The organism is Pseudomonas synxantha, assembly GCF_900105675.1.
GTDB classification, from domain to species: Bacteria; Pseudomonadota; Gammaproteobacteria; order Pseudomonadales; family Pseudomonadaceae; genus Aquipseudomonas; species Aquipseudomonas synxantha.
On the sequence record NZ_LT629786.1, the window covers coordinates 872,872 to 897,501 of the forward strand.

Here is a 24,630-nt window from a genome sequence, read left to right on the forward strand (position 1 = left end):
GCCACGGGGGAGCTATGGAGCATAACGAATCATCGCAGGCCGACTTCGAGTCGACCCTGAAAAAACATGCTCACCGCTTGGTCGACAGCCTGGAAAAAGGCCAGTTCGCCGATGCGGTGCAGTTGATCCATGAGCTTAACCAGACCCGTGATCGCGGCCTGTACCAGGAAGTGGGCAAGCTCACACGCGAGCTGCACAGTGCGATCGTCAATTTTCAGATTGACCCGCGCATGCCCCAGGCCGAAGAGATTTCGCAAATCACCGACGCTACCGAACGCCTGTCCTATGTGGTCAGGCTGACCGAGGCGGCGGCCAACCGCACCATGGACCTGGTGGAAAACGCCACGCCGCTGGTCAACGGCATGACCAGCGAAGCCCAGGCCTTGAGCGTTGACTGGGGCCGCTTCATGCGCCGCGAAGTGGGGGCTGAAGAGTTTCGGGAATTGGCCCGTCGGGTCGAGGGTTTCCTGTCGCGCAGCGAACAGGAAAACCGCACGGTGGCCAGCAACCTCAACGACATCCTGCTGGCCCAGGATTACCAGGACCTCACCGGCCAGGTGATCAAGCGCGTGACCCAGTTGGTCACCGAAGTGGAAAGCAACTTGCTCAAATTGGTGCTGATGGCCGGCCAGGTCGACCGTTTTGCCGGCATCGAGCATGACCGCGAAGCGATCCTCTCGGAAAAAGATCCACAAAAACATCTCGCCAAGGGTGAAGGTCCGCAGATTCATGCCGATAAACGTGAAGACGTTATGTCAGGTCAGGATGACGTAGATGACCTGTTATCCAGTTTAGGCTTCTAAGGAGCACACCCATGAGCTTCGGCGCCGATGAAGAAATCCTTCAGGATTTCCTTGTAGAGGCCGGCGAAATTTTAGAGCAACTGTCCGAGCAACTGGTCGAGCTGGAAAGCCGACCGGATGATGCGAACCTGCTCAATGCAATTTTTCGCGGTTTTCACACTGTAAAAGGGGGCGCCGGCTTCCTCCAGCTCCATGAGCTGGTGGAGTGCTGTCACATCGCCGAGAACGTGTTCGACATCCTGCGCAAGGGTGAGCGGCAGGTCGACTCGGAACTGATGGACGTGATTCTAGAAGCACTGGATGCGGTCAACGGCATGTTCAGTGAAGTGCGCGAACGTGCGCCGATCACGGCGGCCACTCCGGAACTGTTGGCGGCCCTGGCGCGCCTGGCGGAACCGGCCGCGGCTGCGCCGGTAGCACAAGCTGAGCCGGAACCAGTGGTGGAGGCCGAGGCGGATGTGACCGACAGCGAGTTCGAACAGCTGCTCGATTCGCTCAATGCGGTCAAGGCCGAAGCCGAAGCCCCGGCGGCGCCTGTCGCCACGCCGACCAGCGAAGACATTACCGACGCAGAGTTTGAATCCCTGCTTGACCAGTTGCATGGCAAGGGTCAGTTCGCGGCCGATGCCGTGGCACCCGCTGCGCCAGAAGCACCGGCTGCCAGCGCCAGCACCGACATTACCGATGATGAATTCGAGGCACTGCTCGACCAGCTGCATGGTAAAGGCACGTTTGTAGCCGAAGCCCTGCCGGAAGTCGCCGCCACTGCTGCCACTGCCACTGCCGCCGCAGCTCCAGCGGCTCCAGCGGCCAGCAGCGCCGCACCGGCCGGCGACGGACTGATCTCCGATCACGAGTTCGAAGCCTTGCTGGACGAGTTGCATGGCAAAGGCAAGTTCACCGAGGTAGCCCCGGCTGCCGCGGCTGCGGTCGCCGCCGCACCGGTTGCCGCCAAAGCTGCCGCGCCGGTCGCCAAGCCAGCCCCAGCCGCTGCCCCGGCACCTGCGCGTGCAGCGGCGCCGGCGGTGGCGGAAAAGCCCGCCAGTGAAGCCGAAACCACCGTGCGCGTCGACACCGCGCGCCTGGACGACATCATGAACATGGTCGGCGAGCTGGTGCTGGTGCGTAACCGCCTGGTGCGCCTGGGCCTGAACAGCGGCGACGAAGCCATGCAGAAGGCCGTGTCGAACCTCGATGTGGTCACCGCTGACTTGCAGACCGCCGTGATGAAAACACGGATGCAGCCGATCAAGAAAGTCTTCGGCCGTTTCCCGCGCCTGGTCCGCGACCTGGCACGCCAGCTCAAGAAAGAAATCAACCTGGAACTGGTGGGCGAAGAAACCGACCTCGACAAGAACCTGGTCGAGGCCTTGGCCGACCCGCTGGTCCACTTGGTGCGCAACGCCGTCGACCATGGCATCGAAACCCCGGAAGAACGCGAAGCCTCGGGCAAGTCCCGCAACGGCAAAGTGATCCTGGCGGCGGAGCAGGAAGGCGACCATATCTTGCTGTCGATCACCGATGACGGCAAAGGCATGGACCCGAACATTCTGCGGGGCATCGCCGTCAAGCGCGGCGTGATGGACAAGGACGCCGCCGACCGCCTGACCGACACCGAGTGCTACAACCTGATCTTCGCCCCGGGCTTCTCGACCAAGACCGAGATCTCCGACGTGTCCGGCCGTGGCGTGGGCATGGACGTGGTGAAGACCAAGATCAGCCAGCTCAACGGCTCGATCAATATCTACTCGACCAAGGGCCAAGGCTCCAAGATCGTCATCAAGGTGCCGTTGACCCTGGCGATCATGCCGACCCTGATGGTGATGCTGGGCAACCAGGCGTTCGCCTTCCCGCTGGTCAACGTCAACGAGATCTTCCACCTCGACCTGTCGCGCACCAACGTGGTGGACGGCCAGGAAGTGGTGATCGTGCGCGACAAGGCGTTGCCGCTGTTCTACCTCAAGCGCTGGCTGGTGGCTTCGGCTGCCCATGAAGAACAGCGCGAAGGCCATGTGGTGATTCTGTCCGTGGGCACCCAGCGCATCGGCTTTGTGGTCGACCAACTGGTGGGCCAGGAAGAAGTGGTGATCAAGCCTTTGGGCAAGATGCTGCAGGGAACCCCGGGCATGTCGGGCGCCACCATCACCGGTGACGGTCGCATTGCGCTGATTCTCGATGTTCCGAGCATGCTCAAGCGTTACGCCGCACGGCGTATTTGATTCTGGTGGGGCAGGGCGGTCATGCCCGCCCCGCCTAACGGAGTGTTTATGGCAGTCAAGGTCCTGGTGGTGGACGATTCGGGTTTCTTCCGCCGCCGCGTCTCGGAAATTCTTTCCGCTGATCCAACGATCCAGGTGGTCGGTACGGCCACCAACGGCAAAGAGGCGATCGATCAAGCCATCGCCTTGAAGCCGGACGTGATCACCATGGACTACGAGATGCCGATGATGGATGGCATCACTGCCGTACGTCATATCATGCAGCGCTGCCCCACCCCGGTATTGATGTTTTCCTCGCTGACTCACGAAGGCGCGCGAGTAACCCTCGACGCACTGGATGCCGGCGCGGTGGACTTCCTGCCGAAGAATTTCGAAGACATCTCGCGCAACCCCGAGAAGGTCAAGCAGATGCTCTGCGAGAAGGTGCACAGCATTTCCCGCAGTAACCGTCGCAGCCTGTTCAGCGCACCTGCGCCGGCAGCGGCACCTGCGCCCGCAGCGCCTGCGCCGAGTTCGTCGTTTGCACGCCCGGCGCCTGCGCCCGTGGCTCGGCCTGCGGTGGCGCCGGTACGTACCGCAGCGGCACCGAGCGCTCATTCGCCAGCGCCCAAGCGCAAGGCTTACAAGCTGGTTGCCATCGGCACCTCCACCGGCGGCCCGGTGGCCTTGCAGCGGGTGTTGACGCAATTGCCGGCCAACTTCCCGGCGCCGATCGTACTGGTTCAGCACATGCCCGCCGCGTTCACCAAGGCATTCGCCGAACGTTTGGACAAGCTGTGCCGCATCACCGTCAAGGAAGCCGAGGATGGCGACATCCTGCGCCCTGGCCTGGCGCTGCTGGCCCCGGGTGGCAAGCAGATGATGGTGGATGGCCGTGGCGCGATCAAAATCCTGCCGGGCGACGAGCGCCTGAACTACAAACCGTGCGTGGATATCACCTTTGGTTCGGCGGCCAAGTCCTACGGTGACAAAGTTCTGGCGGTGGTGCTTACCGGCATGGGCGCCGACGGCCGTGAAGGCGCACGCCTGCTCAAGCAGGGTGGCAGCACCATCTGGGCCCAGGACGAGGCCAGTTGCGTGATCTATGGCATGCCCATGGCCATCGTCAAGGCTGACCTGGCCGACGCGGTCTATAGCCTGGACGACATCGGCAAGCATCTGGTGGAGGCCTGCCTCTGATGGATGTCTTGAGCCTGATCGGCATCACCATGGCGTTTGTCGCCATCATTGGCGGCAACTACCTGGAAGGCGGCCACCTTGGCGCCTTGGCCAATGGCCCGGCGGCGCTGATCGTGATCGGCGGCACCGTGGGCGCGGCACTCTTGCAGTCGCCGCTGAGCTCGTTCAAGCGTGCCATGCAGATTCTGGTGTGGATCATTTTCCCGCCACGGGTCGACCTGCCAGGCGGCATCGACCGCGTGGTCAATTGGAGCCTCACCGCACGCAAGGAAGGCCTGTTGGGCCTGGAAGGCGTGGCCGATGCCGAGCCCGACAACTACGCACGCAAAGGCCTGCAATTGCTGGTGGACGGCGCTGAGCCGGAAGCGATCCGCAGTATTCTCGAGGTGGATTTCTACACTCAGGAAAGCCGTGATATCAACGCCGCCAAAGTCTTTGAAAGCATGGGCGGCTACGCGCCGACCATCGGTATCATCGGTGCGGTAATGGGGCTGATCCACGTGATGGGCAACCTGGCCGACCCCTCGCAGCTGGGCAGCGGCATCGCCGTGGCGTTTGTCGCCACCATCTACGGCGTGGCCAGTGCCAACCTGGTGCTGCTGCCGGTGGCCAGCAAGCTCAAGTCGATTGCCACGCGCCAGTCGCGTTATCGCGAGATGCTGCTTGAAGGCATCCTGTCGATTGCCGAGGGCGAGAACCCGCGCTCCATCGAATTGAAGCTCCAGGGCTTCATGGATTGATGGGAAGGAGCTGCCTGTGAGCCGTCGCCGCCGCGAGCCCGAGGAACACGTCAACCATGAACGCTGGCTGGTGTCCTACGCGGACTTCATCACCTTGCTGTTCGCGTTTTTCGTGGTGATGTACTCCATCTCGTCGGTCAACGAAGGCAAATACAAAATCATTTCCCAGGCGCTGGTGGGCGTGTTCAACGATACCGAACGTGCCCTCAAGCCGATTCCCATTGGCGACGAGCGGCCCAAGACCGTGACCCCGGCCAAGCCGCTGGTCAACGACAGCGATGAAACCGCTGCCGGCGTGGGTGGCACCAGCGACCCGCTGAAAAGCATCGCCGATGATATCAGCGCCGCGTTTGGCGACTTGATCAGCTCCAACCAGATGACCGTGCGCGGCAACGAGCTGTGGGTGGAGATCGAGCTGAACTCCAGCCTGTTGTTCGCCAGCGCCGATGCCATGCCCAGCGACCAGGCGTTCACCATCATCGACAAGGTGGCGTCGATTCTCAAACCATTTGAAAACCCGATTCACGTTGAAGGCTTCACCGACAATTTTCCCATCAGCACCGCGCAGTACCCGACCAACTGGGAACTGTCATCGGCCCGCGCCGCCAGTATCGTGCGCATGTTGGCGATGCAGGGTGTGAACCCCCAGCGCCTGGCATCGGTGGGCTATGGTGAATTCCAGCCGGTGGCCAATAACGCCACGGTGGAAGGCCGTGCACGCAATCGCCGGGTAGTGCTGGTGGTGTCGCGCAACCTGGATGTACGCCGCAGCCTGACCGGCACCGGCACCGCCAATGCAACCCCGGATGCGGCGTTGAAGCGTGCTGGCACACAAACTGCACCGCCCGTAGTCAAGTCGCCGGTCAGATCGAGTAACGTCAATTCTCCGTCACCGGCTCAATAACCTTATGCAATGTCTCGGTCGCGCCTATGCCCACCGGGAGGAACCAACCGAATGAGAGTCTGGGCAGTTGCCAATCAAAAGGGTGGGGTCGGCAAGACCACCACTTCCATCGCCTTAGCCGGCTTGCTGGCCGAGGCGGGCAAGCGTGTGGTCGTGGTCGACCTGGACCCCCACGGTTCCATGACCAGCTATTTCGGCTATGACCCGGATGCGCTGGAACACAGCTGCTATGACCTGTTCCTGCACAAGGGCAGCGTGGCGGCGGATTTGCCTGGACAACTGTTGCTGCCCACCAGCAACGACAACATTTCGCTGTTGCCGTCGAGCACCGCGCTGGCCACCCTCGAGCGCCAGTCGCCGGGGCAAAGTGGCCTGGGCCTGGTGATCGCCAAGACCCTGGCGCAGCTGTGGCAGGAGTTCGACTACGCGATCATCGACAGCCCACCGTTGCTTGGTGTGCTGATGGTCAATGCCTTGGCGGCCAGCCAGCAACTGGTGATTCCGGTGCAGACCGAACACCTGGCGGTCAAGGGCCTGGAACGCATGGTGAGCACCCTGGCGATGATCAACCGCTCGCGCAAGCAGGCGCTGCCATTCAGCATTGTGCCCACGTTGTTCGACCGTCGTACCCAGGCGTCCCTCGGCACCCTGCGGGTATTGCGCGACGCCTATCCGGATACCATCTGGAATGGCTACATTCCGGTGGATACACGCCTGCGTGACGCCAGCCGCGCTGGGCTCACGCCATCGCAGTTCGACGGCAAGAGCCGTGGCGTGCTGGCGTACCGTGCGTTGCTCAAGCATCTGCTGTCGCAGCAGCTTGTGGCGCAGGTGGCGTGATGAACCGACCCGTCGACCTCAAGACCCGGCCGCAACTGGCACTGCAATCCTACCTGGATGCCTTGCTGCAGGACGCGACCGAGGAAGAGCTGCCGGAACCGATCCTGGTGCTGGAGCCTGCTGTCGAACCCCCCGGCACGCTGGATGAGTTCCAGCTGGCGGTGCTCGAGGAGCAGGCACGCGATGCACTTGCCGAGGCTGCGCCTGTGGTGCCGGTCACGCCAGACCCGGTCGCGCCCGTGGTAGTCGAGCCATTGGTTGAAGTGCACTTGCCGCCGAGCATCACGCCGCCGCCAGTGTCCGGCGATGGCCGCCCTTCATGGGCTGCCGAGCCGTTCGAGTGCCTGCTGTTCGACGTCGCCGGGCTGACCCTGGCGGTGCCGCTGGTGTGCCTGGGCTCGATCTATTCGTTGGAAGGCCACGAGCTGACGCCGCTGTTTGGCCAGCCGGAGTGGTTCCTCGGCATCCTGCCCAGCCAGGCCGGCAACCTCAAGGTGCTGGATACCGCGCGCTGGGTCATGCCCGACCGCTACCGCGACGACTTCCGCCAGGGTTTGCAATACGTGATCTCGGTGCAGGGCTACGAGTGGGGGCTGGCAGTGCATCAAGTCAGCCGCTCGTTGCGCCTGGACCCGAATGAAATCAAATGGCGCAGCCATCGCGGCCAGCGTCCATGGTTGGCGGGCACCGTGATCGAACACATGTGCGCCTTGCTGGATGTCGCCGAACTGGCCGAGTTGATCGCCAGCGGGGCGGTCAAGGCGATGCCGCAGAACAAACGCAGTTGATTGAACAATAAGGTCCGTGCGCGAGTGCGGTCAGAGCAGCCTATACGCCGTGTCGAACGGCACTTGAAGGGGTCAGAGAGATGAACAAGTCAGCGTCCGCACAAGGTTTGGATGATCCGATCCTGCAATGGGTTACCTTCAAACTGGATAACGAAACCTACGGCATCAACGTCATGCGTGTGCAGGAAGTGTTGCGCTATACCGAAATCGCGCCAGTGCCGGGTGCGCCAAGCTACGTGCTGGGCATCATCAACCTGCGCGGCAACGTGGTAACCGTGATCGACACCCGCCAGCGCTTCGGCCTGGACACGGTCGAAGTCAGCGACAACACGCGCATCGTGATCATCGAAGCCGACAAGCAGGTGGTCGGGATCATGGTCGACAGCGTGGCCGAAGTGGTCTACCTGCGCCAATCGGAAGTGGAAACCGCGCCGAACGTCGGTAACGAAGAATCGGCCAAGTTCATCCAGGGCGTGTGCAACAAGAACAACGAGCTGTTGATTCTGGTTGAGCTGGACAAGATGATGAGCGAAGAAGAATGGTCGGAACTGGAGAGCATCTGATTGTTCCTTGAGGCAGCGGTGATTGTCCTGGCCCTGTTGTGGGCCGGGACCTTGGCGTTTGTGCTGCGCTATGTACGCCAGCAACGGGAGTTGGCCCTGCAACAGGCCGAACGCGATGCGGTGCGCGACCGGCGCATCCTGGAGCTGGTCAAGCGCGTCGACCACTTCCAGCAAAGTGCCGTGCGGGTTGGGGATGAAGTGCATGAACTGCGCGCGATTCTTGCGCCATTGCCGGATAAGTTGGTGCAGTTGGAGCAGCGCGATCCTTCGAACCTGTCGTTTGCCCAGGCCGCCAAGCTGGTGGGCATGGGCGCAACCGTGGATGAGCTGACGCAGTCCTGCGGGTTGACCCAGGCTGAGGCGCAGTTGATGAGTAAGTTGCACAAGAACTGATGGGGGCTGGGCTTGCTTGCCCCGATAGCGGCCTGGCAGCCGACCTCTATCTACCTGACACCCCGCAGTCCAAATGTGGGAGCTGGCTTGCCTGCGATGGCGGCCTGATAGCCGCCGCTGTTATACCGAGTACATATCTGCGGTAACGGCCACTTAGGGTTCCGCTCTGACAGCGGGTCACTTTTGGAAGGACCCAAAAGTAACCAAAAGGTCCTCGCCCCACCACTCGGCACCTCGCCTAGGCTCGGTGTGCCCGTAATCCGCCAGCGTGGTTTAACGGGGCGCCTGAAATCAAAAAGCAGATCAAGAGCAAGATCAAGAGCGGCTCGCTTCGCATCGTGGTTACCTTTGGGCGGCACCTTCGACATCTTTGTCGATTGAACCGCCGCCATCGCAGGCAAGCCGGCTCCCACTTTTTGATCTGTGTACTTTAATCAATTTTCTCCAGCCACAGACTTTTCCTGTTCCCCAAGGGTCAACATCCTTCAAGCACCCTGACCCAGGAGATACCCCCAAATGACCACCCCCAAAGCCCTGTTGATCCTCCATGGCAAACAAGCCCTGAACGAGGACGTGCGTGCCGCCGTGCTGGCCCGACGTGAGCAGGGTTGGGAACTGGCGGTGCGAGTGACCTGGGAGGGCGGGGATGCCCAGCGCCTGGTCAACGAAGCATTGGATGGCGGGTATACCCATATCATCGCCGGTGGCGGCGACGGCACCCTGCGCGATGTGGCCGAGGCCATGGCGTTGGCCAAGACCGATGCCAGCCTGGTGCTGATGCCCCTGGGCACCGCCAATGACTTCGCCAAGGCCGCCGGCGTGCCGTTGGAACCGGCTGGCGCCCTGGCGTTGCTGGACGTTCAACCCAGGGCTATCGATCTTGGCCAGGTGGGCGGGCAGATCTTCCTGAACATGGCCACCGGCGGTTTCGGCAGCCAGGTCACGGCCAACACTTCCGAAGACCTGAAGAAAGTCCTCGGCGGCGCCGCCTACCTGTTCACCGGTTTATCGCGCTTCAGTGAATTGAAGGCCGCGTACGGGGAGCTGGAAGGCCCGGATTTCCACTGGAAGGGTGAGCTGCTCGCGCTGGGTATCGGCAACGGTCGCCAGGCTGGTGGCGGGCATGTTCTGTGCCCCGGCGCATTGGCCGATGATGGATTGCTCGACGTCAGCATCCTGCCGGCCCCCCAGGAGGTGGTCGGCACCCTGCGTGAATTGATGAACAATGGCTGGGGCCTGGATACCATGTTCGTTCGCGCACGCCTGCCATGGGTCAATATCAAGGTCGCGCAAGGCCTGTACATCAACCTCGATGGGGAGCCGCTGGAAGACGATGACCTGCATTTCGAGGTATTGCCCAAGGCCCTGCGCGTGCACCTGCCGCTGGGGTCGCCGTTAGTCGTCCAGGCTGATGATCTGCTCGCGCACGGCGAATAGCACCAGGCCCGCCACGTCGAAAATCTGCAGGCGCTTCATGATCTGCGAGCGATGGGCTTCCACGGTCTTGATGCTCAGGCCCAGGCCGTGGGCGATTTCCCGGGTGGACTTGCCGCGTACGATCAACCGCAGGATTTCCAACTGCCGCGCCGTCAGGTTGTGGCTGTGGGTGACGGGAGCGCTCGGGCCATGGCTGCGGATCAGCGCCTGGTTGATCACCGTGTGGGCAATGGCGGGGCTCAGGTAGCGTTCGTTGTTACGCAGGGCCAGCAGGGCGTGCTCCAGCTCGTTGGCGGTGGTGTCCTTGAGCAGGTAGCCGTGGGCGCCAGCCTCCAGCGCACGCATGATCAGCTCGGGATCGGTGTGCATCGACAGGATCAGCACCTTGCACGTGGGGTAGGCGCTTTTGAGTTGCTGCAAGGCATCCAGGCCGCCGGTGTGTTTCATTGACAGGTCGAGCAACACGATGTCCGGCTGCAGGGCACTGAATTGCTCCAGCAATTGCGCACCATCACTGGCCTCGCCGGTTACGCTGTAGCCGGGGAGATCCTGGATCAGTGCACGCACGCCGGCGCGAATCAGCGCGTGGTCATCGACCAGGAGTAAGGTGCAGGTCACTCGAGAACCTTAGGGGGGCTGGCCCGTTTGAGGGCGCGGGGCGCCCAGGGGAAAAGTGCGTTGATGCGTGTGCCTTTGCCTGGCTGGCTGCTGACGGTCAGGGTGCCCCCCAGCTGATCGGCTCGCTCCGTCATGCCGGCCATGCCCCGTTGGCCTTCCCGGCCGGGGTCGGCGGCAGGCGAGAAACCCAGGCCGTCATCGCAGATCACCAGTGACAGGCCTTCGGGCAGGCGTTGCAGGCGCACCAGCAGATTGTGCGCCTGGGCATGGCGAAGCATGTTGGTGACGGCTTCCTGGGTGATGCGAAAGGCCGCCACGGCCATTTCCTCGGGGATGCCGGTCAGTCGTTGCTGGCACTCCAGGCTCCAGCATACCTGAGTGTTCTCCAAGGTCTTGAGCAGGTGCGCGCGCAGGCTGGCTTCCAGGCCCAGGCTTGCCAGCTGGCGAGGGTTGAGGATCGCGGACACGTCGCGCACCTTAGCCAGGGTTTCGTTGAGCGTGTTGCACAGCACCGAGCAATGGTTTTGCAGGTTCTGGGGCAGGCGACGTTGCAGCCATTCGCCTTGCAGTTTGGCGGCGGTCAGCAGTTGGCCAATGTCGTCGTGCAGTTCGCGGCTGAGACGGTGGCGTTCGTTTTCCTGGACTTGCAGCAGGCGGTCGGCCAGTTCCTGGGGCTGGAACTTGATGGCTTTGCGCGAGCACCACTGGTACAGGGCCACCACCACCAGCGTGGCGAAGTTGAGCAGCAGGATCAATAACGGCAGCGACGTGCCATGCAGGTAGGCCCATAGACTGGCCAGCGTTGCGCACAGGCACAGGGCAAGGACTATGCGAGGTGCATGACTGCGGGACACGGACCTTGCGATGAGTGACTTGAGACTGGCGTACATAGCAGATGGAGCCAATGAGGGTTCGCTGCGGGAAGACCGGTCACGGCGGTTGACTGGGCTCTGTTGGGAGTGCGGTGCCGAATCGTGGTTATCCATGATGAAGTTGAGTCACTTCGAGCGGGGCATAGTACCACCACTATTACCGTTGGTCGCCTGGCACTTTCCGTGTTGGATGTATTGGCCACGTCAACGCCCTGAGCAATAGTCCCAGAGTTCAAAGATAGCCAGTTGTATTAATTAGAGTAGTTTGTACAACTATTGAATGAAAGGCTAAGTGGGTTTCATCTTTTGAGCAAAAGCGGTCGTTTTCAGATAGCCCGGCTATCAAATACGACCTTTGCGGTTCAAGATCCCTGCTGCAAGCGAGACTGCAGGTCAGGTGCATAATCTTTTTGCGGGATCTGCGAGGTCACCGTTGCAATCAGCGATGTCTGTTCACTGTCATCCAGGCTCAACTCGCCGGTACGCATGTCGATCAGCTCCAGCTGCCAGGCCAGCAGCGTCAGGCAGTCATGCAACGCATCCAGTGCCTGGTCATGCAATTGCACGGGGCTCACGGCATTGGCGATCAGGTACTGGATATGTCGAGAGAACTCGCTGATCGCCTGCAAGGCCAGGCCGTCGGCTTTTTCAGCCAGTTTAGCCAGGCTTGCCTTCATGCAGTCGATGGCATCGCTGTCGTTGCGGATCAAATGCAGGTGGTTCAGGCATTCTTCAGACTTGGCCAGCAGCATTTCCGCTTCCAGCAGAAAATCGGGAAGTGCTGTTTGCCATTCGTTTGCGCTATTCATCATGCAAGTCTCCACAACTTTAGGTCGGGTGATGAGATGTCGCACCGGGCGAATAGCTTAAAACTAGCGCTGAAATTTGAAGGGAATCTGTAGGTCGCTTCTGATGTTTCGGTAGGACGTTTATTGAAATGCCGACAAAGGCCGTGCATCGTCCTCGTTATCCGGACCGCTTGCACACCTTGAGTAGCCGACAAGTAAGTGCCTGGAAGGCCGGTGGGCCGAGGGCTTGGGATGGCAAACAAAAGCCTGACTCCATTCATGCAATGAGAATGGCGTCACATTAATGGCTATTAGATATCGCGAATATCAGGTTAGGCCCGATTGTGCCTAGGGGAATCCCTTATATAGCGGAACCTCGCGTCGATTTGGGTGTCGCGCAAGGTCATCTTCCGTGCCTATGCAGGAGTCATTGCAGTAAAGCATGATGTCAGTGTGACATCAATGAATTTAGATGGCATTTTACTCAGGTCAAGGTCTGGCGTTTGCCGCCGATAACCCACTACAGGCGCGAGTTTGCTCGCAACAACCTCGAGAGCGCGCCACGCTCGCATCAGTGGCACATTCCCTCAGCACACCAGGAGCTTTCAATGGCTGGCATTCTCGACACGGTAGATCAACGCACGCAATTGGTGGGTGAGAATCGCCTGGAGATTCTCATGTTCCGCCTGGCCGGGCGGCAATTGTTTGCCATCAACGTGTTCAAGGTGCAGGAAGTGCTGCAGCTGCCCAAGCTGACCCTGATGCCCCAGCGCCACCCCTTCGTGTGCGGGGTGGTCAACCTGCGTGGCCAGACCTTGCCGGTGATCGACCTGTCCCAGGCCATCGGCATGCGCCCTCTGGTGCCAGGGCCCAACAGCACCATCATCGTCACCGAATACAACCGTTCGGTGCAGGCGTTCCTGGTAGGCGGGGTCGACCGCATCGTCAACATGAACTGGGAAGCCATCCTGCCGCCGCCGACCAGCGCCGGGCGCCAGCATTACCTCACCGCCATCAGCAAGGTAGATGATCAGTTGGTGGAGATCATCGACGTGGAAAAAGTCCTCGCCGAGATCGTGCCCTACAACGCCAAGGTCTCCCGGGAAAAACTTGAAGACCCGATCCTGGAGCGTGCCCGTGGCCGCGAAGTGCTGCTGGTGGACGACTCCAACGTGGCCCTGTCGCAGTTGCGTGACACCCTCGGCCAGTTGGGCGTGAAGATGCACATCGCCAGTGACGGCCTCAAGGCCCTGAACATGCTCAAGGCCTGGGCTGACACGGGCCAGGTGATGACCGACAAGCTGCTGATGATCTTCACCGATGCCGAAATGCCCGAGATGGACGGCTACCGCCTCACCACCGAAATCCGCAACGATCCGCGCCTGCGTGGGCTCTACGTGGTGCTGCACACCTCACTGTCGGGCAGCTTCAACGAATCGATGGTGAAGAAGGTCGGCTGCGACAATTTCCTCTCCAAATTCCAACCGGACAAGCTGGTAGATGTGGTGCGCCAACGACTGATGTTGGACGAAGTGCCTGCCTGAGGTTAGGATGACACTTTGTGTCCTAGGAATGCAGGCCCATGCTTCGTCTCAGTGCGTTGTACCGTTTCCCGTTGAAATCCGGCAAGGGCGAACCTTTGCAGCAGATCGGCCTGGATAAACTCGGGTTGCAGGGGGATCGACGCTGGATGCTGGTGGACGAAGCCAGCGGGCGGTTCCTGACGCAGCGGGCGGTGGCGAAGATGAGCCAACTGTCGGCGCTGTGGAACAGCATGGGCGGCCTGACCCTCAGTTCGCCCGGTCATGCGCCGCTGGAGGTGGCGTTGCCCGGCGACGAGGACTTACGCGGTGTCACCATCTGGCGCGACACCCTGCGCGTACCGGATGCGGGCGATGCAGCGGCGGCCTGGGTCAGTGCGTTCATCGGCAAACCCACGCGCCTGGTGCATATGCCTCTGGAGCGTGCGCGTTCTACCGACTCCGGTTATGGCCAGGATCACGATCAGGTGGGGTTCGCCGACGGTTACCCCTTGCTGTTGATCGGGCAGGCTTCCCTGGACGACCTGTGTGCGCATATCGGCCGGCCGATGGAAATGCTGCGCTTTCGGCCCAACCTGGTGATCGAGGGCGCCGAAGCCTTCGCCGAAGATGGCTGGAAACGCTTGCGCATCGGCGACGTGGAGTTTCGGGTGGTCAAGCCGTGCTCGCGCTGCATCCTCACCACCATTGACCCGCAGACCGGCGAGCGCAGCCCCGACCGTGAGCCTTTCGCCACGCTGGAGACCTATCGCAAGACCGAGAAGGGCGCGATGTTTGGCCAGAACCTGGTCAACGACGGCATCGGGCGCCTGGAAGTCGGCATGCCGGTGACGGTGCTGGAATAAAAAATGCCCGTCTCGCTGGAGACGGGCATTTTTGTTTGCCGGTGATGCTTAGCCGCGGTATTCACACAGGTAAGCGGTGTCCACGGCAACCTTCAACTGGAACTTGCTGTTGGCCGGTACGTTGAACTGGCTGCCGGCGGCGAAGGTTTCCCACTCGCAGCTGTCGGGCAGCTTGACGGTCAGGGCGCCGGAAACCACGTGCATGATTTCACGCTGGGCGGTACCGAATTCGTATTCACCCGGGGCCATCACGCCGATGGTCGCCGGCCCTTCTGCGGTGCCGAAAGCGATCGACTTGACGGTGCCGTCGAAGTACTCGTTGACTTTGAACATGGGTGAATCCTCAGAAAAGGGTCTGGAAAGGCCGGCCAGTATGCCCAAGCCTGTGGGAGCTGCCTAGACCGGCAAAATCAACGGCAACAGGCGTGCGGTATTGCGTGCATCTTCCAACGCGCGATGCTGCTGGCCGTGGAACTGCATCCCCGCCAATTGCAGGGCGCCGTTGAGCCCCAGCGGCTTGTCCAGGCGCCGGGCCTTGGCGAAGCGTTGCTTGAGGTTCACATGGGGCGTTTGGCCCAGCGCGCTGGCCAGGTCATGGCGTTGCCATTCCAGCTCAAGCTGTACGCGATCGTAATCCCCCCAGCTGGCCCAGCCTTCCAGGCGTGCCTGATGCTGGCCCAGCCAGCGCTCGAACAGCGGCCACACCTCGGTGATCGGTGTGGCTGCGTCGATATTGGCCTGGGTGATGTGGGTCAGTTTGCGGCAAAAGGGCGTCAGCAATGGCCGTCGCAGTGGCCGCACAAAGCGCTGGAAGTGATCCAGTTCGCGGCCCTGGCGGTTGACCAGGCTGGCGCCAATCTCGATGACTTCCATCTCCGTCACGGGCCAACCGCCGTCATCCGTTGTGGCTTCAAGGTCAATAATCAGCCAATGAGGCATGGTGCAGGTTCCCGTACTCGTCCCTTCCTGTTGGGGATAGAGCGTAGCCCGGCCTTGTAGTTCCGCCCAGCGCCGTTATTCGATCTCCAGCAAAACCTGGCGATTGCGCACCTGATCGCCCGTCACGACCTGCACGCCCTTGATGATGCCATCGATGCCGGCCTTCAGCGGGTGCTCCATTTTCATCGCTTCGAGCACCAGCAACAGTTGACCTTTGCTGACCCGCTCACCGACGCTGACGCGTATGTCGACGATGGCGCCGTCCATGGGGGCCTTGACCGTGCCACTGCTGGCGTCGGCCTGGCGACTGGCGACTTGCTGGGTGCGGTTGATCACCTTCATGCCGGGCAGCCACAGCTGGGTGTCGTCGAGGTGGTAGGCGACACGCCGGCGGATACCATTGAGTACCTGTGTGGCCCAACGCCCGTCGGTGGTGAGTTGCAGGGCGTCGGCACTCACGGTGTGGATTTCGCCATTGGCCTCAAGGCGATAGGTGCACGCGACATTGGCATTGTTGCGCCATCCTGCCAGACCTTGGGGATGCTGGTCGGCGCTGTGTCTATAAAACAGCGCTGCTGCCAAGGTGAGCTGTTCGTTTGATAGCACCCGGGGCGGTATTTCGCCGAAGTGTTCTGCGATAAATGCGGTGCTCAAATCGCCGGCGATAAAACCCGGATGCTTGAGCAAATCAGCCAATAGCTGCTGATTCGTGGTGACGCCGAGTAACACCGTGTCTTCCACCGCCCGCAGCAACTTACGTCGGGCCTCTTCACGGTTAGCACCGTGGACGATGATCTTGCCCAGCATCGGGTCATAGAACGGGCTGACTTGGTCTCCTTCACACAAACCATGGTCAATACGCACGCCGGGGGCGGGCTCCCAACGCAACACTTCACCGGTTTGCGGCAGGAAACCCTGGGCCGGGTCTTCGGCGTACAGGCGCACCTCCATGGCATGGCCATTGAGGGCCACATCGGCCTGTGCCAATGGAAGGGGCTGGCCGGCGGCGATGTGCAGTTGCCAGGCCACCAGGTCGAGGCCGGTGATCAGTTCGGTCACCGGGTGTTCGACTTGCAGGCGTGTATTCATTTCCAGGAAATAGAACCGGCCGTTACGGTCGAGCAGAAACTCCACGGTGCCGGCGCCGACGTAATTCACCGCCCGTCCAGCCTTGAGCGCGGCTTCGCCCATGGCCTGGCGCAACTCGACGGTCATCACCGGGCAAGGGGCTTCTTCGATGATTTTCTGATGGCGGCGCTGGATCGAACAGTCGCGCTCGCCGAGGTAGATCAGGTTGCCGTGGCTGTCGCCGAACAGTTGCACTTCAACGTGGCGTGGGTAGACCAGCGCCTGTTCGAGGATCAGCTCGTCGTTGCCGAAGGCGTTCATGGCTTCCGAGCGTGCGGTGCGCAGTTGCTCCTGCAACTGTTCGGGCCGGTGCACCAGGCGCATGCCACGCCCACCGCCACCGGCGCTGGCCTTGATCATCAGCGGGAAGCCGATGCGCTGGGCTTCTTGTTGCAGCGTGGCATCGTCCTGGGCGCTGCCTTGGTAGCCGGCGATACAAGGTACGCCGGCATCGAGCATGGCGAGCTTGGACAGGCGCTTGCTGCCCATCAGTTCGATGGCTTCGACGCCGGGGCCGATGAAGGTGATATTGGCGTTCTGGCAAGCACGGGCGAAGTCGGGGTTTTCGGAGAGGAAGCCGTAGCCAGGGTGGATGGCGTCGGCGCCGGTGCGTTGGGCGGCGTCGAGGATGGCGGCTATGTTCAGGTATGACTGATGTACAGGGGCGGGGCCGATGTTCACGGCTTCGTCGGCCATCTGCACGTGCAGGGCGTGGCTGTCGGCGTCGCTGTACACGGCGACGGTGCGGTAACCCAATGCCTGGGCAGTGCGTTGGATGCGGCAGGCGATTTCGCCGCGGTTGGCGATCAGGATTTTGCTGAAGGCGGGCATTGGTCTATTCCTTGAAGGATGGATTGGCTGTTCTGGCCTCATCGGGAGCAAGCCCCCTCCCACATTTGAAATGCATTCCAACCTGTGGGAGCGGGCTTGCTCGCGAAGGCGTCATTCGCACCACCGTGGCTTGCGCTTGTGCACAAACGCCTGTGTGCCCTCAATCCCTTCCTCGCTCGCGACTGCCTCGGCAAACCACTGCGCCCCGCGGTCCAGCACTGCATCAAGCGGCTCATCCACACTGGCCAACAACAACGCCTTGGTCCGCGCATTCGCCCCCGGCGCGCACTGCAACACCTGCCCCAGCACTTCGTCCAGGCGCTGCGCCAGTGCTTGGGCATCGTGCTCGACAAAATGCACCACCCCCAGCCGCTCGGCTTCAACCCCATCGAACCGCGCCGCCGTCAGCGCCAGTCGGCGTGCCTGGGTCAGCCCAATACGCTTGACCACAAAGGGTGCAATCTGCGCCGGCAGCAACCCCAGGCGGGTCTCGGGCAAGCCGAACTGGGCCTGGTGGTCGGCGATCGCAATATCACTCACGCACGCCAAGCCAAAGCCGCCGCCCAGCACCGCGCCTTGCAACAATACAATCACCGCCTGCGGCAGCGCCTCTACCTCTTGCAGCAAGGTGCCAAAGGCCCGGTTCAACGCTTGCAACTGACCGCCTGCGCCGATCAGGTCCTTTACATCGGCCCCCGCGCAAAAGTGCCCGCCCGCACCACTGATCACCACGGCGCGCACCTGGCTGTCCAACTGTGCCAATACCGCACGCAGTTCCTTGACCATTGCCAGGCTCATCGCATTGCGACATTCGGGCCGGTTGAGGGTGATATGCAGCACGCCGTTATGGGCTTCGAGCAGCAACGTGTTCATGGCTTTTTACCGGGCAGGGTGCCCATCAGTTTGCAGATGATGCCCAGCATGATTTCGTCGGCGCCGCCGCCAATCGACACCAGGCGCACATCGCGATAGGCGCGGGCTACCGGGTTGTCCCACATGAAACCCATGCCGCCCCAATATTGCAGGCAACTGTCGCTGACCTCGCGGCCAAGGCGTCCGGCCTTGAGCTTGGCCATCGACGCCAGGCGAGTGACGTCCTGGCCCTTGATGTATTGCTCGGTGGCCTGGTAGACCAAGGCGCGCAGGCATTCGATTTCAGTGGCAAGTTCGGCCAGGCGGAAATGGATCACCTGGTTGTCGATCAACGCCTTGCCGAAGGTCTGGCGCTCCTTGCAGTACGCGATGGTGCTGTCGATGCAGTACTCCAGGCCCTTGATCATATTGGCCGCGCCAAACAGGCGTTCTTCCTGGAATTGCAGCATCTGCATCATGAAGCCCGCGCCTTCCTGGCCGATGCGGTTGCGCTGCGGCACGCGCACGCTGTCGAAGAACACCTGGGCGGTCTCGGAGCTGTGCATGCCGAGCTTTTCCAGGGGCGGGCTGACGCTGATGCCCGGGGTGTTCATCGGCACCATGATCAGGGATTTGTTGATGTGCGGCTTGTCATCGGAGGTGTTGGCCAGCAGGCAGATAAAGTCGGCGCTGGGCGAGTTGGTGATCCACATCTTGCTGCCGTTGATCACGTAGTCGTCGCCGTCCTTGCGCGCATGGGTCTTGAGCCCGGCCACGTCGGAGCCGGCGCCGGTTTCCGAAACACCGATGCAACCGACCTGTTCGCCGCTGATGGCCGGGCGCAGGAATTCGTCGCGCAGCTCATCGGAACCGAAACGGGCCAGGGCCGGGGTGCACATGTCGGTCTGCACACCGATGGACATGGGGATGCCGCCACAGCCAATGGTGCCAAATTCTTCGGCGGCCACGATGGAGTAGCTGTAGTCCAGGCCCATGCCGCCGAACTGCTCCGGCTTGGAAATGCCCAGCAGACCGAGGTCGCCGGCCTTACGGAAGATTTCATGGATGGGAAAACGCCCGGCTTTTTCCCATTCATCCACATGGGGGTTGATCTCGCGGTCGACGAAAGCGCGCACGGTGCGGCGCAGTTCCTGATGTTCCTGGGTGAAGATCATTTTTATGGTTCTCCTGGCCGTCGTTAGAAACGCGCTACACCAAAGCTGTTCGGTTGCAGTTGTCGCCGTTCGGCTTCATCACAGATATCCAATAGAAACCCGAGCAAGATACGGCTATCCCGTGGATCGATCAGCCCGTCGTCCCACAGGCTGGCGCTGCCGTAGAGTGCGGTGGATTGACTGTCGAGCTTCTGCGCGGTGACCTGTTCGAGCATGTCCAGCACCTTGGGATCGGGCACCAGGCCGTCCTTCAACTGCTTGGCTTCGGTGACGATGCGCAGCACCTTGCCGGCCTGCGCGCCGCCCATCACCGCCGTGCGGCTGTTGGGCCAGGCAAAGATAAAGCGTGGGTCCAGGCCGCGGCCACACATCGCATAGTTGCCGGCACCGTAGGAACCGCCGACCACAAGGGTGAGCTTCGGCACGCGGGCATTGGCCACCGCCTGGATCATCTTCGCGCCGTGCTTGATCACCCCTTGCTGTTCGGACTCGGTGCCGACCATGAAACCGGTGGTGTTATGCAGGAACAGCAGCGGCGTGCGGCTCTGGTCGCACAGCTGGATAAACTGCGCGGCCTTGCTCGCGCCCTTGGGCGTGATGGGGCCGTTGTTGCCGATCACGCCCACGACGCGCCCCTGGATCTGCAGGTGGCCGCAGACGGTGTGGGCGTCGAACTCGCCCTTGAATTCAAGGAAGTGCGAGCCGTCTGCCAGGCGTGCGAGGATCTCGCGCACGTCGTAGGGTTTTTTCGGGTCATCGGGGATCAGCCCCAGCAGCTCTTCAATGGGATATAGCGGCTCTGCGTAGGCACGTTTGGGCGCGAGGGGCAGACGCTGATTCCACGCCAGCAAGCCGACAATTTCACGCACGATGCGCACGCCGTCGGCATCGTTTTCCGCCAGGTACTCAGCGGTGCCGGCGGTTTGCGCGTGCATCTCGGCGCCGCCCAGTGCCTCGTCGCTGGCGACTTCGCCGGTAGCGGCCTTGAGCAACGGTGGCCCGGCGAGGAACAGCTTGGCCTTGCCGCGCACCACCACCACGTAATCCGACAACCCCGGCTGGTAGGCGCCGCCTGCGGTAGCCGAGCCATGCACCACGGTGATCTGCGGCAGGCCCATGGCCGACATCCGCGCCTGATTGGCAAAGCTGCGCGCGCCTTCGACGAAAATCTCGGCGGCATAGTTGAGGTTGGCGCCGCCGCTTTCGGCCAGGGTCAACACCGGCAGTTTGTTTTCCATGGCGATCTGTTGCAGGCGCAAGGATTTTTTCAGGCCGGAGGGGGAAATGGTGCCGCCCTTGATCGCGCTGTTGTTGGCCACCACCAGCATGCGCACGCCGCTGACATAGCCGATGCCGGCGATCAACCCGCCACCGGCCGCGCTGCCATCCTTGTCGTCATGGAGTTTGTAGCCGGCAAGGCTTGCCAGCTCGAGGAACGGCGCGCCGGGGTCGAGCAGCAGGTCGAGGCGCTCGCGGGGCAGCAGTTGGCCGCGCTTGTCGAACTTGGGCTTGGCTTCCTGGGCCTTGGCAAGCAGGGTGTGTTCCAGCTCGCGCAACTGGGCGATGGCGGCGAGCATGACTTCGCGGTTTTGCGCGAACTGCGGGCTGTGGGCGTCGATCAGGCTTTCAATTATCGGCATGGGGTTATTGTTCCGCCTTGAGCACATCCGGCAGGTAAGCGCGGTGGAAACCATTGAAGGCTTCACTCGGCGCCTGCGCCTTGTGCAGCGGCCACGCCCGGCTGCCCAGGCTGGCGGCGCCGTCGATGCGCAGGGTGCTGCCGCTGACGAAGGCCGCGGCCGGGCTGAGCAGAAACACGATGGCGGCGCTGACTTCCGACTCGGTGCCGATACGCTTGAGCGGTACATACTCGCGCAGGGTAGGGATCACCGCCTTGAACGCGCCTTCATAGGTGTCCATGCCGCTGGAGGCGATCCAACCGGGGGCCACGGCATTCACACGCACCCCGGCATAACCCCATTCAAACGCAGCGGTCTTGGTGAAGTTGTCCATGCCCGAGCGCGCCGCGCCGGAGTGGCCCATGCCGGGCATGCCGCCCCACATGTCGGCGAGCATGTTGACGATGGCGCCGCCGTGTTGGCTCATTGACTGGTTGAACACTTCCCGCGCCATCAGGAAACCGCCCACCAGGTTGGTGCGCAGTACGGTTTCAAAGCCTTTTTGATTGATCGCGGCCAGAGGCGACGGATATTGGCCACCCGCATTATTGACCAGGCCATGGATCGGGCCGTGATCGTGCATGACCTGGGTGACTAACGTCTTTACCGCCTCTTCATCGCGGATATCGCAGGCCAGCCAATGGGCGATGCCGCCGTCTTCGGCAATTTCCGCCGCGACCTTCTGCAGCTTCTCCGGCTTGCGCCCCACCAGGATGACACGGGCGCCAAGGGCCGCCAGTTCATGGGCGGTGCAGCGCCCAATGCCACTGCCGCCACCGGTGACAATCACGGTTTGCCCCTGGAACAGGTCGGCTTTAAAGATCGAGTTGAAGGCCACGGCGACGGTCCTTTAGCTGAGTTGATCGGCAATGTGCTGCGGCACGGCGATGGGGATTTCCAGCAACTGCTGGGCGAAGGCTTTGCCTTGCGGGTCGATGCGCAGGCTGGCGATGCCGCCACCGCCCAAGGCATTTTCCAGCAGGAAATTCATGCTGTGGCTGCCGGGCAAATACCAGCGTTCGACACGGCCACAGATCGGGTCGAGCACATGGCCCATCCAGTCGACGATCACTTCCGGGGTCAGCGTTTCGGCGATCCACGGCAGGTAGTCGGGATGGCGGGCGATCACGCCGATATTGCTGTGGTTGCCCTTGTCACCGGAGCGCGCCACGGCGAGTTTCACCAGCGGCACACTGGCGTCGGCGCGGCCCTGGGGTTTGGCGGGCTCAATGGGTGCGGCCGGGGTGAGCATGGCGGCAGAGGCGGGCAGTTCGACAGCATGGCGTTGGCCTTGGTAGTCGATGACCACTTCGCAGCACGACTTGTCGATCAGGAACGAAAACAGCCGTATCAGCGGATACACCCTGGGCCGCCCGCCGACGATGCCGGTCAAGCCTGGCGCCATGCCAGTAGCGGCCTGGGCGATCTCGCGGGCGAAGAGCACCAGCGCCTGCTTGCTCGGGTGCCGTACGGCGAGCTTGACCACCACCTCACGGCAATCTTCACGCCGAGCATGGGCGCCGTAGGTGGCTTCACTGCCGAGCAGTTCGATGTTGACTTCGGTGTAGGGCGCCCAGCCGCGTTGGCTGAACAGTTCCGAGGTCTTGTTGATGATTGCCTGGCTGACCCGCTCGGCCTTGGCTACCGCGTCAATGCCTGCAAGCAGGCAACTGGCGGTACAGCGAAAGCCATCGGGGTAGGTGGCGCTGACCTTGTACTGATCGGTGGGTGGCAGTCCTCTGGCGCCATGCAGGCGTACAGAGTGTTTGCCCTGTTGCTGCAATTTGACTTGGCTCAAATCGCAGATCACGTCCGGCAGCAGGTAGGCACGCGGGTCGCCAATTTCATACAGCAGCTGTTCGGCCACGCTGAGTTCGCTGATCAGCCCGCCGCTGCCCTCGACCTTGTTTACAGTGAAATGGCCGTCGGCGCTGACTTCGACGATGGGGAAACCGATGTGCTCATAGTCGGGTACATCGCGCCAATCGGTGAAGTTGCCGCCGGTGCACTGTGCGCCGCATTCGATGATATGCCCGGCCAGGGCGGCCTGGGCGAGGTGATCGTAGTCTTGCCATGACCAGTTGAATTCGTGCACCAGTGCTGCGCTGACCACTGCACTGTCGACCACCCGGCCGGTGATAACGACATCGGCGCCCAACCCCAGGGCCTGGGCAATGCCTGGTGCGCCGAGATAGGCATTGGCGGACACACACACCGGTGGCAGTGGGGCACCGGTGAACATGTCGGTGACCGTGGGCAGGTGTTTGAGTTGGGAGTGCAGGTCATCGCCGAGCAACACGGCGATTTTCAGGCCGATGCCAGCCTGGTCGCAGGCCGCTTGCAGGGCGGCGGCGCATGCCTGGGGGTTGATGCCGCCGGCATTGCTGATCACCCGGATGCCCTGTTGCTGGATATCCCCCAGCAAGGGCGTGAGCACCTCGACAAAATCCGTGGCGTAGCCGGCCTTGGGGTCTTTCATGCGCGCACCGGCCAGGATCGACATCGTGACTTCGGCCAAGTAGTCGAATACCAGGTAATCCAAGGCGCCGCCGTGCACCAGTTGGGCGGCAGCGGTGCAGGTGTCACCCCAGAAGGCGCTGGCGCAGCCGATACGAACCGTCTTGCTCATGAGAAATCCTTGCTCCAATGGCTGGCGTCGAGACTACCAAGCAAGCGCTTGGTTTGTAAACTGTCGAAACAAGTTTTACCCAAGCGCTTGCTTGGGTGGCAGCTACGGCCTAAATTGCCGCCCAAGACGTCAGCAGAAGTGAAGGAGAGTAGCGTGGATGAGCACAAAGCCCTGGGGGTGATGCGCACCATGGTTGACGGTGGCCAATTGACCGACCCGGAAAGTGCGCGGGGCAAATTGCTGCAAACCGCAGCTCACCTATTCCGCAACAAGGGCTTTGAACGCACGACCGTGCGGGATTTGGCCAGCGCCGTGGGCATCCAGTCGGGCAGCATCTTTCATCATTTCAAGAGCAAGGACGAGATCCTGCGGGCAGTGATGGAGGAAACCATCCATTACAACACCGCGATGATGCGTGCTTCGCTGGAGGAGGCGAATAACGTGCGCGAGCGTGTGCTGGCGCTGATTCGCTGCGAGTTGCAGTCGATCATGGGCGGCAGTGGCGAGGCCATGGCGGTGCTGGTCTACGAATGGCGCTCGTTGTCGGCCGAAGGTCAGGCCCAGGTGCTCGCCCTGCGCGACGTGTACGAACAGATCTGGCTGCAGGTATTGGGCGAGGCCAAGGCCGCTGGTTATATCAAGGGCGACGTGTTTATCACCCGGCGCTTCCTCACCGGCGCGCTGTCCTGGACCACCACCTGGTTCCGCGCCCAGGGCAGCCTGACCCTTGAGCAATTGGCTGAAGAGGCGTTGCTGATGGTGCTTAAGTCAGACTGAGGCGCAACTTATTAAATTTGATGGCGAAAGTTGTCTCTCCAGATAAAAACGCCTAGCTTATCGCCATCAAAGAATTCAACGGTGTGTGCC

Annotated in this window: 24 protein-coding genes; 13 read left to right on the forward strand and 11 right to left on the reverse strand. The window is 61.8% G+C overall.

Annotated elements, in window-relative coordinates:
• The first annotated feature begins 14 nt into the window (after positions 1-14).
• From BLU48_RS04195 to yegS, 10 genes are all read left to right on the forward strand, one after another.
• Entirely contained in the window at positions 15-803 is a 789-nt protein-coding gene (locus tag BLU48_RS04195; RefSeq protein ID WP_057023023.1) for a protein phosphatase CheZ, read from the forward strand.
• Positions 804-814: 11 nt separating this feature from the next.
• Complete coding sequence (locus tag BLU48_RS04200) at positions 815-3,022, forward strand: chemotaxis protein CheA (RefSeq protein ID WP_057023022.1); 2,208 nt, start codon at positions 815-817, stop codon at positions 3,020-3,022.
• Between the two features lie 48 nt (positions 3,023-3,070).
• Entirely contained in the window at positions 3,071-4,201 is a 1,131-nt protein-coding gene (locus BLU48_RS04205; RefSeq protein ID WP_057011775.1) for a protein-glutamate methylesterase/protein-glutamine glutaminase, read from the forward strand.
• Positions 4,201-4,941 carry a flagellar motor protein gene (locus BLU48_RS04210; protein WP_057023021.1) on the forward strand — a complete coding sequence of 247 codons (741 nt, stop codon included), beginning with the start codon at positions 4,201-4,203 and terminating at the stop codon, positions 4,939-4,941. Before BLU48_RS04205 ends, BLU48_RS04210 begins: the two co-directional genes overlap by 1 nt.
• Positions 4,942-4,957: 16 nt before the next feature.
• The gene (gene motD / locus BLU48_RS04215; RefSeq protein ID WP_057023020.1) at positions 4,958-5,845 is read left to right on the forward strand and encodes a flagellar motor protein MotD; all 888 of its coding nucleotides are present in this window, start codon (positions 4,958-4,960) and stop codon (positions 5,843-5,845) included.
• 51 nt (positions 5,846-5,896) lie between these two features.
• Complete coding sequence (locus tag BLU48_RS04220; RefSeq protein WP_057023019.1) at positions 5,897-6,685, forward strand: ParA family protein; 789 nt, start codon at positions 5,897-5,899, stop codon at positions 6,683-6,685.
• Positions 6,685-7,473, forward strand: a complete 789-nt coding sequence (locus BLU48_RS04225) for a CheW domain-containing protein (RefSeq protein ID WP_057023018.1) — start codon at positions 6,685-6,687, stop codon at positions 7,471-7,473. Before BLU48_RS04220 ends, BLU48_RS04225 begins: the two co-directional genes overlap by 1 nt.
• 80 nt (positions 7,474-7,553) lie before the next feature.
• The gene (locus BLU48_RS04230) at positions 7,554-8,036 is read left to right on the forward strand and encodes a chemotaxis protein CheW (RefSeq protein ID WP_005790025.1); all 483 of its coding nucleotides are present in this window, start codon (positions 7,554-7,556) and stop codon (positions 8,034-8,036) included.
• On the forward strand, positions 8,037-8,429 hold the full coding sequence (locus BLU48_RS04235) for a DUF2802 domain-containing protein (protein ID WP_057023017.1): 393 nt from the start codon (positions 8,037-8,039) through the stop codon (positions 8,427-8,429).
• Between the two features lie 516 nt (positions 8,430-8,945).
• Positions 8,946-9,866, forward strand: coding sequence for a lipid kinase YegS (yegS, locus tag BLU48_RS04245; RefSeq protein WP_057023016.1), 921 nt, complete (start codon positions 8,946-8,948; stop codon positions 9,864-9,866).
• Here the strand turns inward: yegS and BLU48_RS04250 are convergent.
• From BLU48_RS04250 to BLU48_RS04260, 3 genes are all read right to left on the reverse strand, one after another.
• Complete coding sequence (locus BLU48_RS04250) at positions 9,825-10,484, reverse strand: response regulator transcription factor (RefSeq protein WP_057023015.1); 660 nt, start codon at positions 10,482-10,484, stop codon at positions 9,825-9,827. The genes yegS and BLU48_RS04250 overlap by 42 nt on opposite strands.
• Positions 10,481-11,374, reverse strand: coding sequence for a sensor histidine kinase (locus tag BLU48_RS04255; RefSeq protein WP_057023014.1), 894 nt, complete (start codon positions 11,372-11,374; stop codon positions 10,481-10,483). Before BLU48_RS04255 ends, BLU48_RS04250 begins: the two co-directional genes overlap by 4 nt.
• Positions 11,375-11,718: 344 nt before the next feature.
• On the reverse strand, positions 11,719-12,168 hold the full coding sequence (locus BLU48_RS04260) for a hypothetical protein (protein WP_046071812.1): 450 nt from the start codon (positions 12,166-12,168) through the stop codon (positions 11,719-11,721).
• A gap of 584 nt (positions 12,169-12,752) precedes the next feature.
• Between BLU48_RS04260 and BLU48_RS04265 the strand changes: the two genes are divergently transcribed.
• Positions 12,753-13,688 carry a chemotaxis protein CheV gene (locus BLU48_RS04265; protein ID WP_046071813.1) on the forward strand — a complete coding sequence of 312 codons (936 nt, stop codon included), beginning with the start codon at positions 12,753-12,755 and terminating at the stop codon, positions 13,686-13,688.
• A gap of 38 nt (positions 13,689-13,726) precedes the next feature.
• Entirely contained in the window at positions 13,727-14,530 is an 804-nt protein-coding gene (locus BLU48_RS04270) for an MOSC domain-containing protein (protein ID WP_057023013.1), read from the forward strand.
• A gap of 48 nt (positions 14,531-14,578) precedes the next feature.
• On the opposite strand, the gene ppnP is transcribed toward BLU48_RS04270, so the two are convergent.
• The 8 genes from ppnP to BLU48_RS04310 all read right to left on the reverse strand — a co-directional run bounded on the left by ppnP (position 14,579) and on the right by BLU48_RS04310 (position 23,763).
• On the reverse strand, positions 14,579-14,863 hold the full coding sequence (gene ppnP / locus BLU48_RS04275) for a pyrimidine/purine nucleoside phosphorylase (protein WP_057023012.1): 285 nt from the start codon (positions 14,861-14,863) through the stop codon (positions 14,579-14,581).
• 63 nt (positions 14,864-14,926) lie between these two features.
• Positions 14,927-15,469, reverse strand: a complete 543-nt coding sequence (locus tag BLU48_RS04280; RefSeq protein WP_057023011.1) for a 3'-5' exonuclease — start codon at positions 15,467-15,469, stop codon at positions 14,927-14,929.
• Between the two features lie 75 nt (positions 15,470-15,544).
• Entirely contained in the window at positions 15,545-17,428 is a 1,884-nt protein-coding gene (locus BLU48_RS04285) for an acetyl/propionyl/methylcrotonyl-CoA carboxylase subunit alpha (RefSeq protein WP_057023010.1), read from the reverse strand.
• 111 nt (positions 17,429-17,539) lie between these two features.
• Complete coding sequence (locus BLU48_RS04290) at positions 17,540-18,301, reverse strand: enoyl-CoA hydratase/isomerase family protein (protein ID WP_057023009.1); 762 nt, start codon at positions 18,299-18,301, stop codon at positions 17,540-17,542.
• Positions 18,298-19,455 carry a citronellyl-CoA dehydrogenase gene (atuD, locus tag BLU48_RS04295; RefSeq protein ID WP_057023008.1) on the reverse strand — a complete coding sequence of 386 codons (1,158 nt, stop codon included), beginning with the start codon at positions 19,453-19,455 and terminating at the stop codon, positions 18,298-18,300. The genes BLU48_RS04290 and atuD overlap by 4 nt, the downstream gene beginning before the upstream one ends.
• A gap of 23 nt (positions 19,456-19,478) precedes the next feature.
• The gene (gene atuC, locus BLU48_RS04300; protein WP_057023007.1) at positions 19,479-21,095 is read right to left on the reverse strand and encodes a geranyl-CoA carboxylase subunit beta; all 1,617 of its coding nucleotides are present in this window, start codon (positions 21,093-21,095) and stop codon (positions 19,479-19,481) included.
• Between the two features lie 4 nt (positions 21,096-21,099).
• Positions 21,100-21,972, reverse strand: coding sequence for an SDR family oxidoreductase (locus tag BLU48_RS04305; protein ID WP_057023006.1), 873 nt, complete (start codon positions 21,970-21,972; stop codon positions 21,100-21,102).
• Positions 21,973-21,984: 12 nt separating this feature from the next.
• A complete protein-coding gene (locus tag BLU48_RS04310; protein ID WP_057023005.1) occupies positions 21,985-23,763 on the reverse strand; it encodes an acyclic terpene utilization AtuA family protein in 1,779 nt (592 codons plus the stop codon).
• Between the two features lie 153 nt (positions 23,764-23,916).
• Here BLU48_RS04310 and BLU48_RS04315 point away from each other — a divergent pair, with 153 nt between their 5' ends.
• Entirely contained in the window at positions 23,917-24,540 is a 624-nt protein-coding gene (locus BLU48_RS04315; protein WP_046071823.1) for a TetR/AcrR family transcriptional regulator, read from the forward strand.
• Positions 24,541-24,630: the final 90 nt, after the last annotated feature.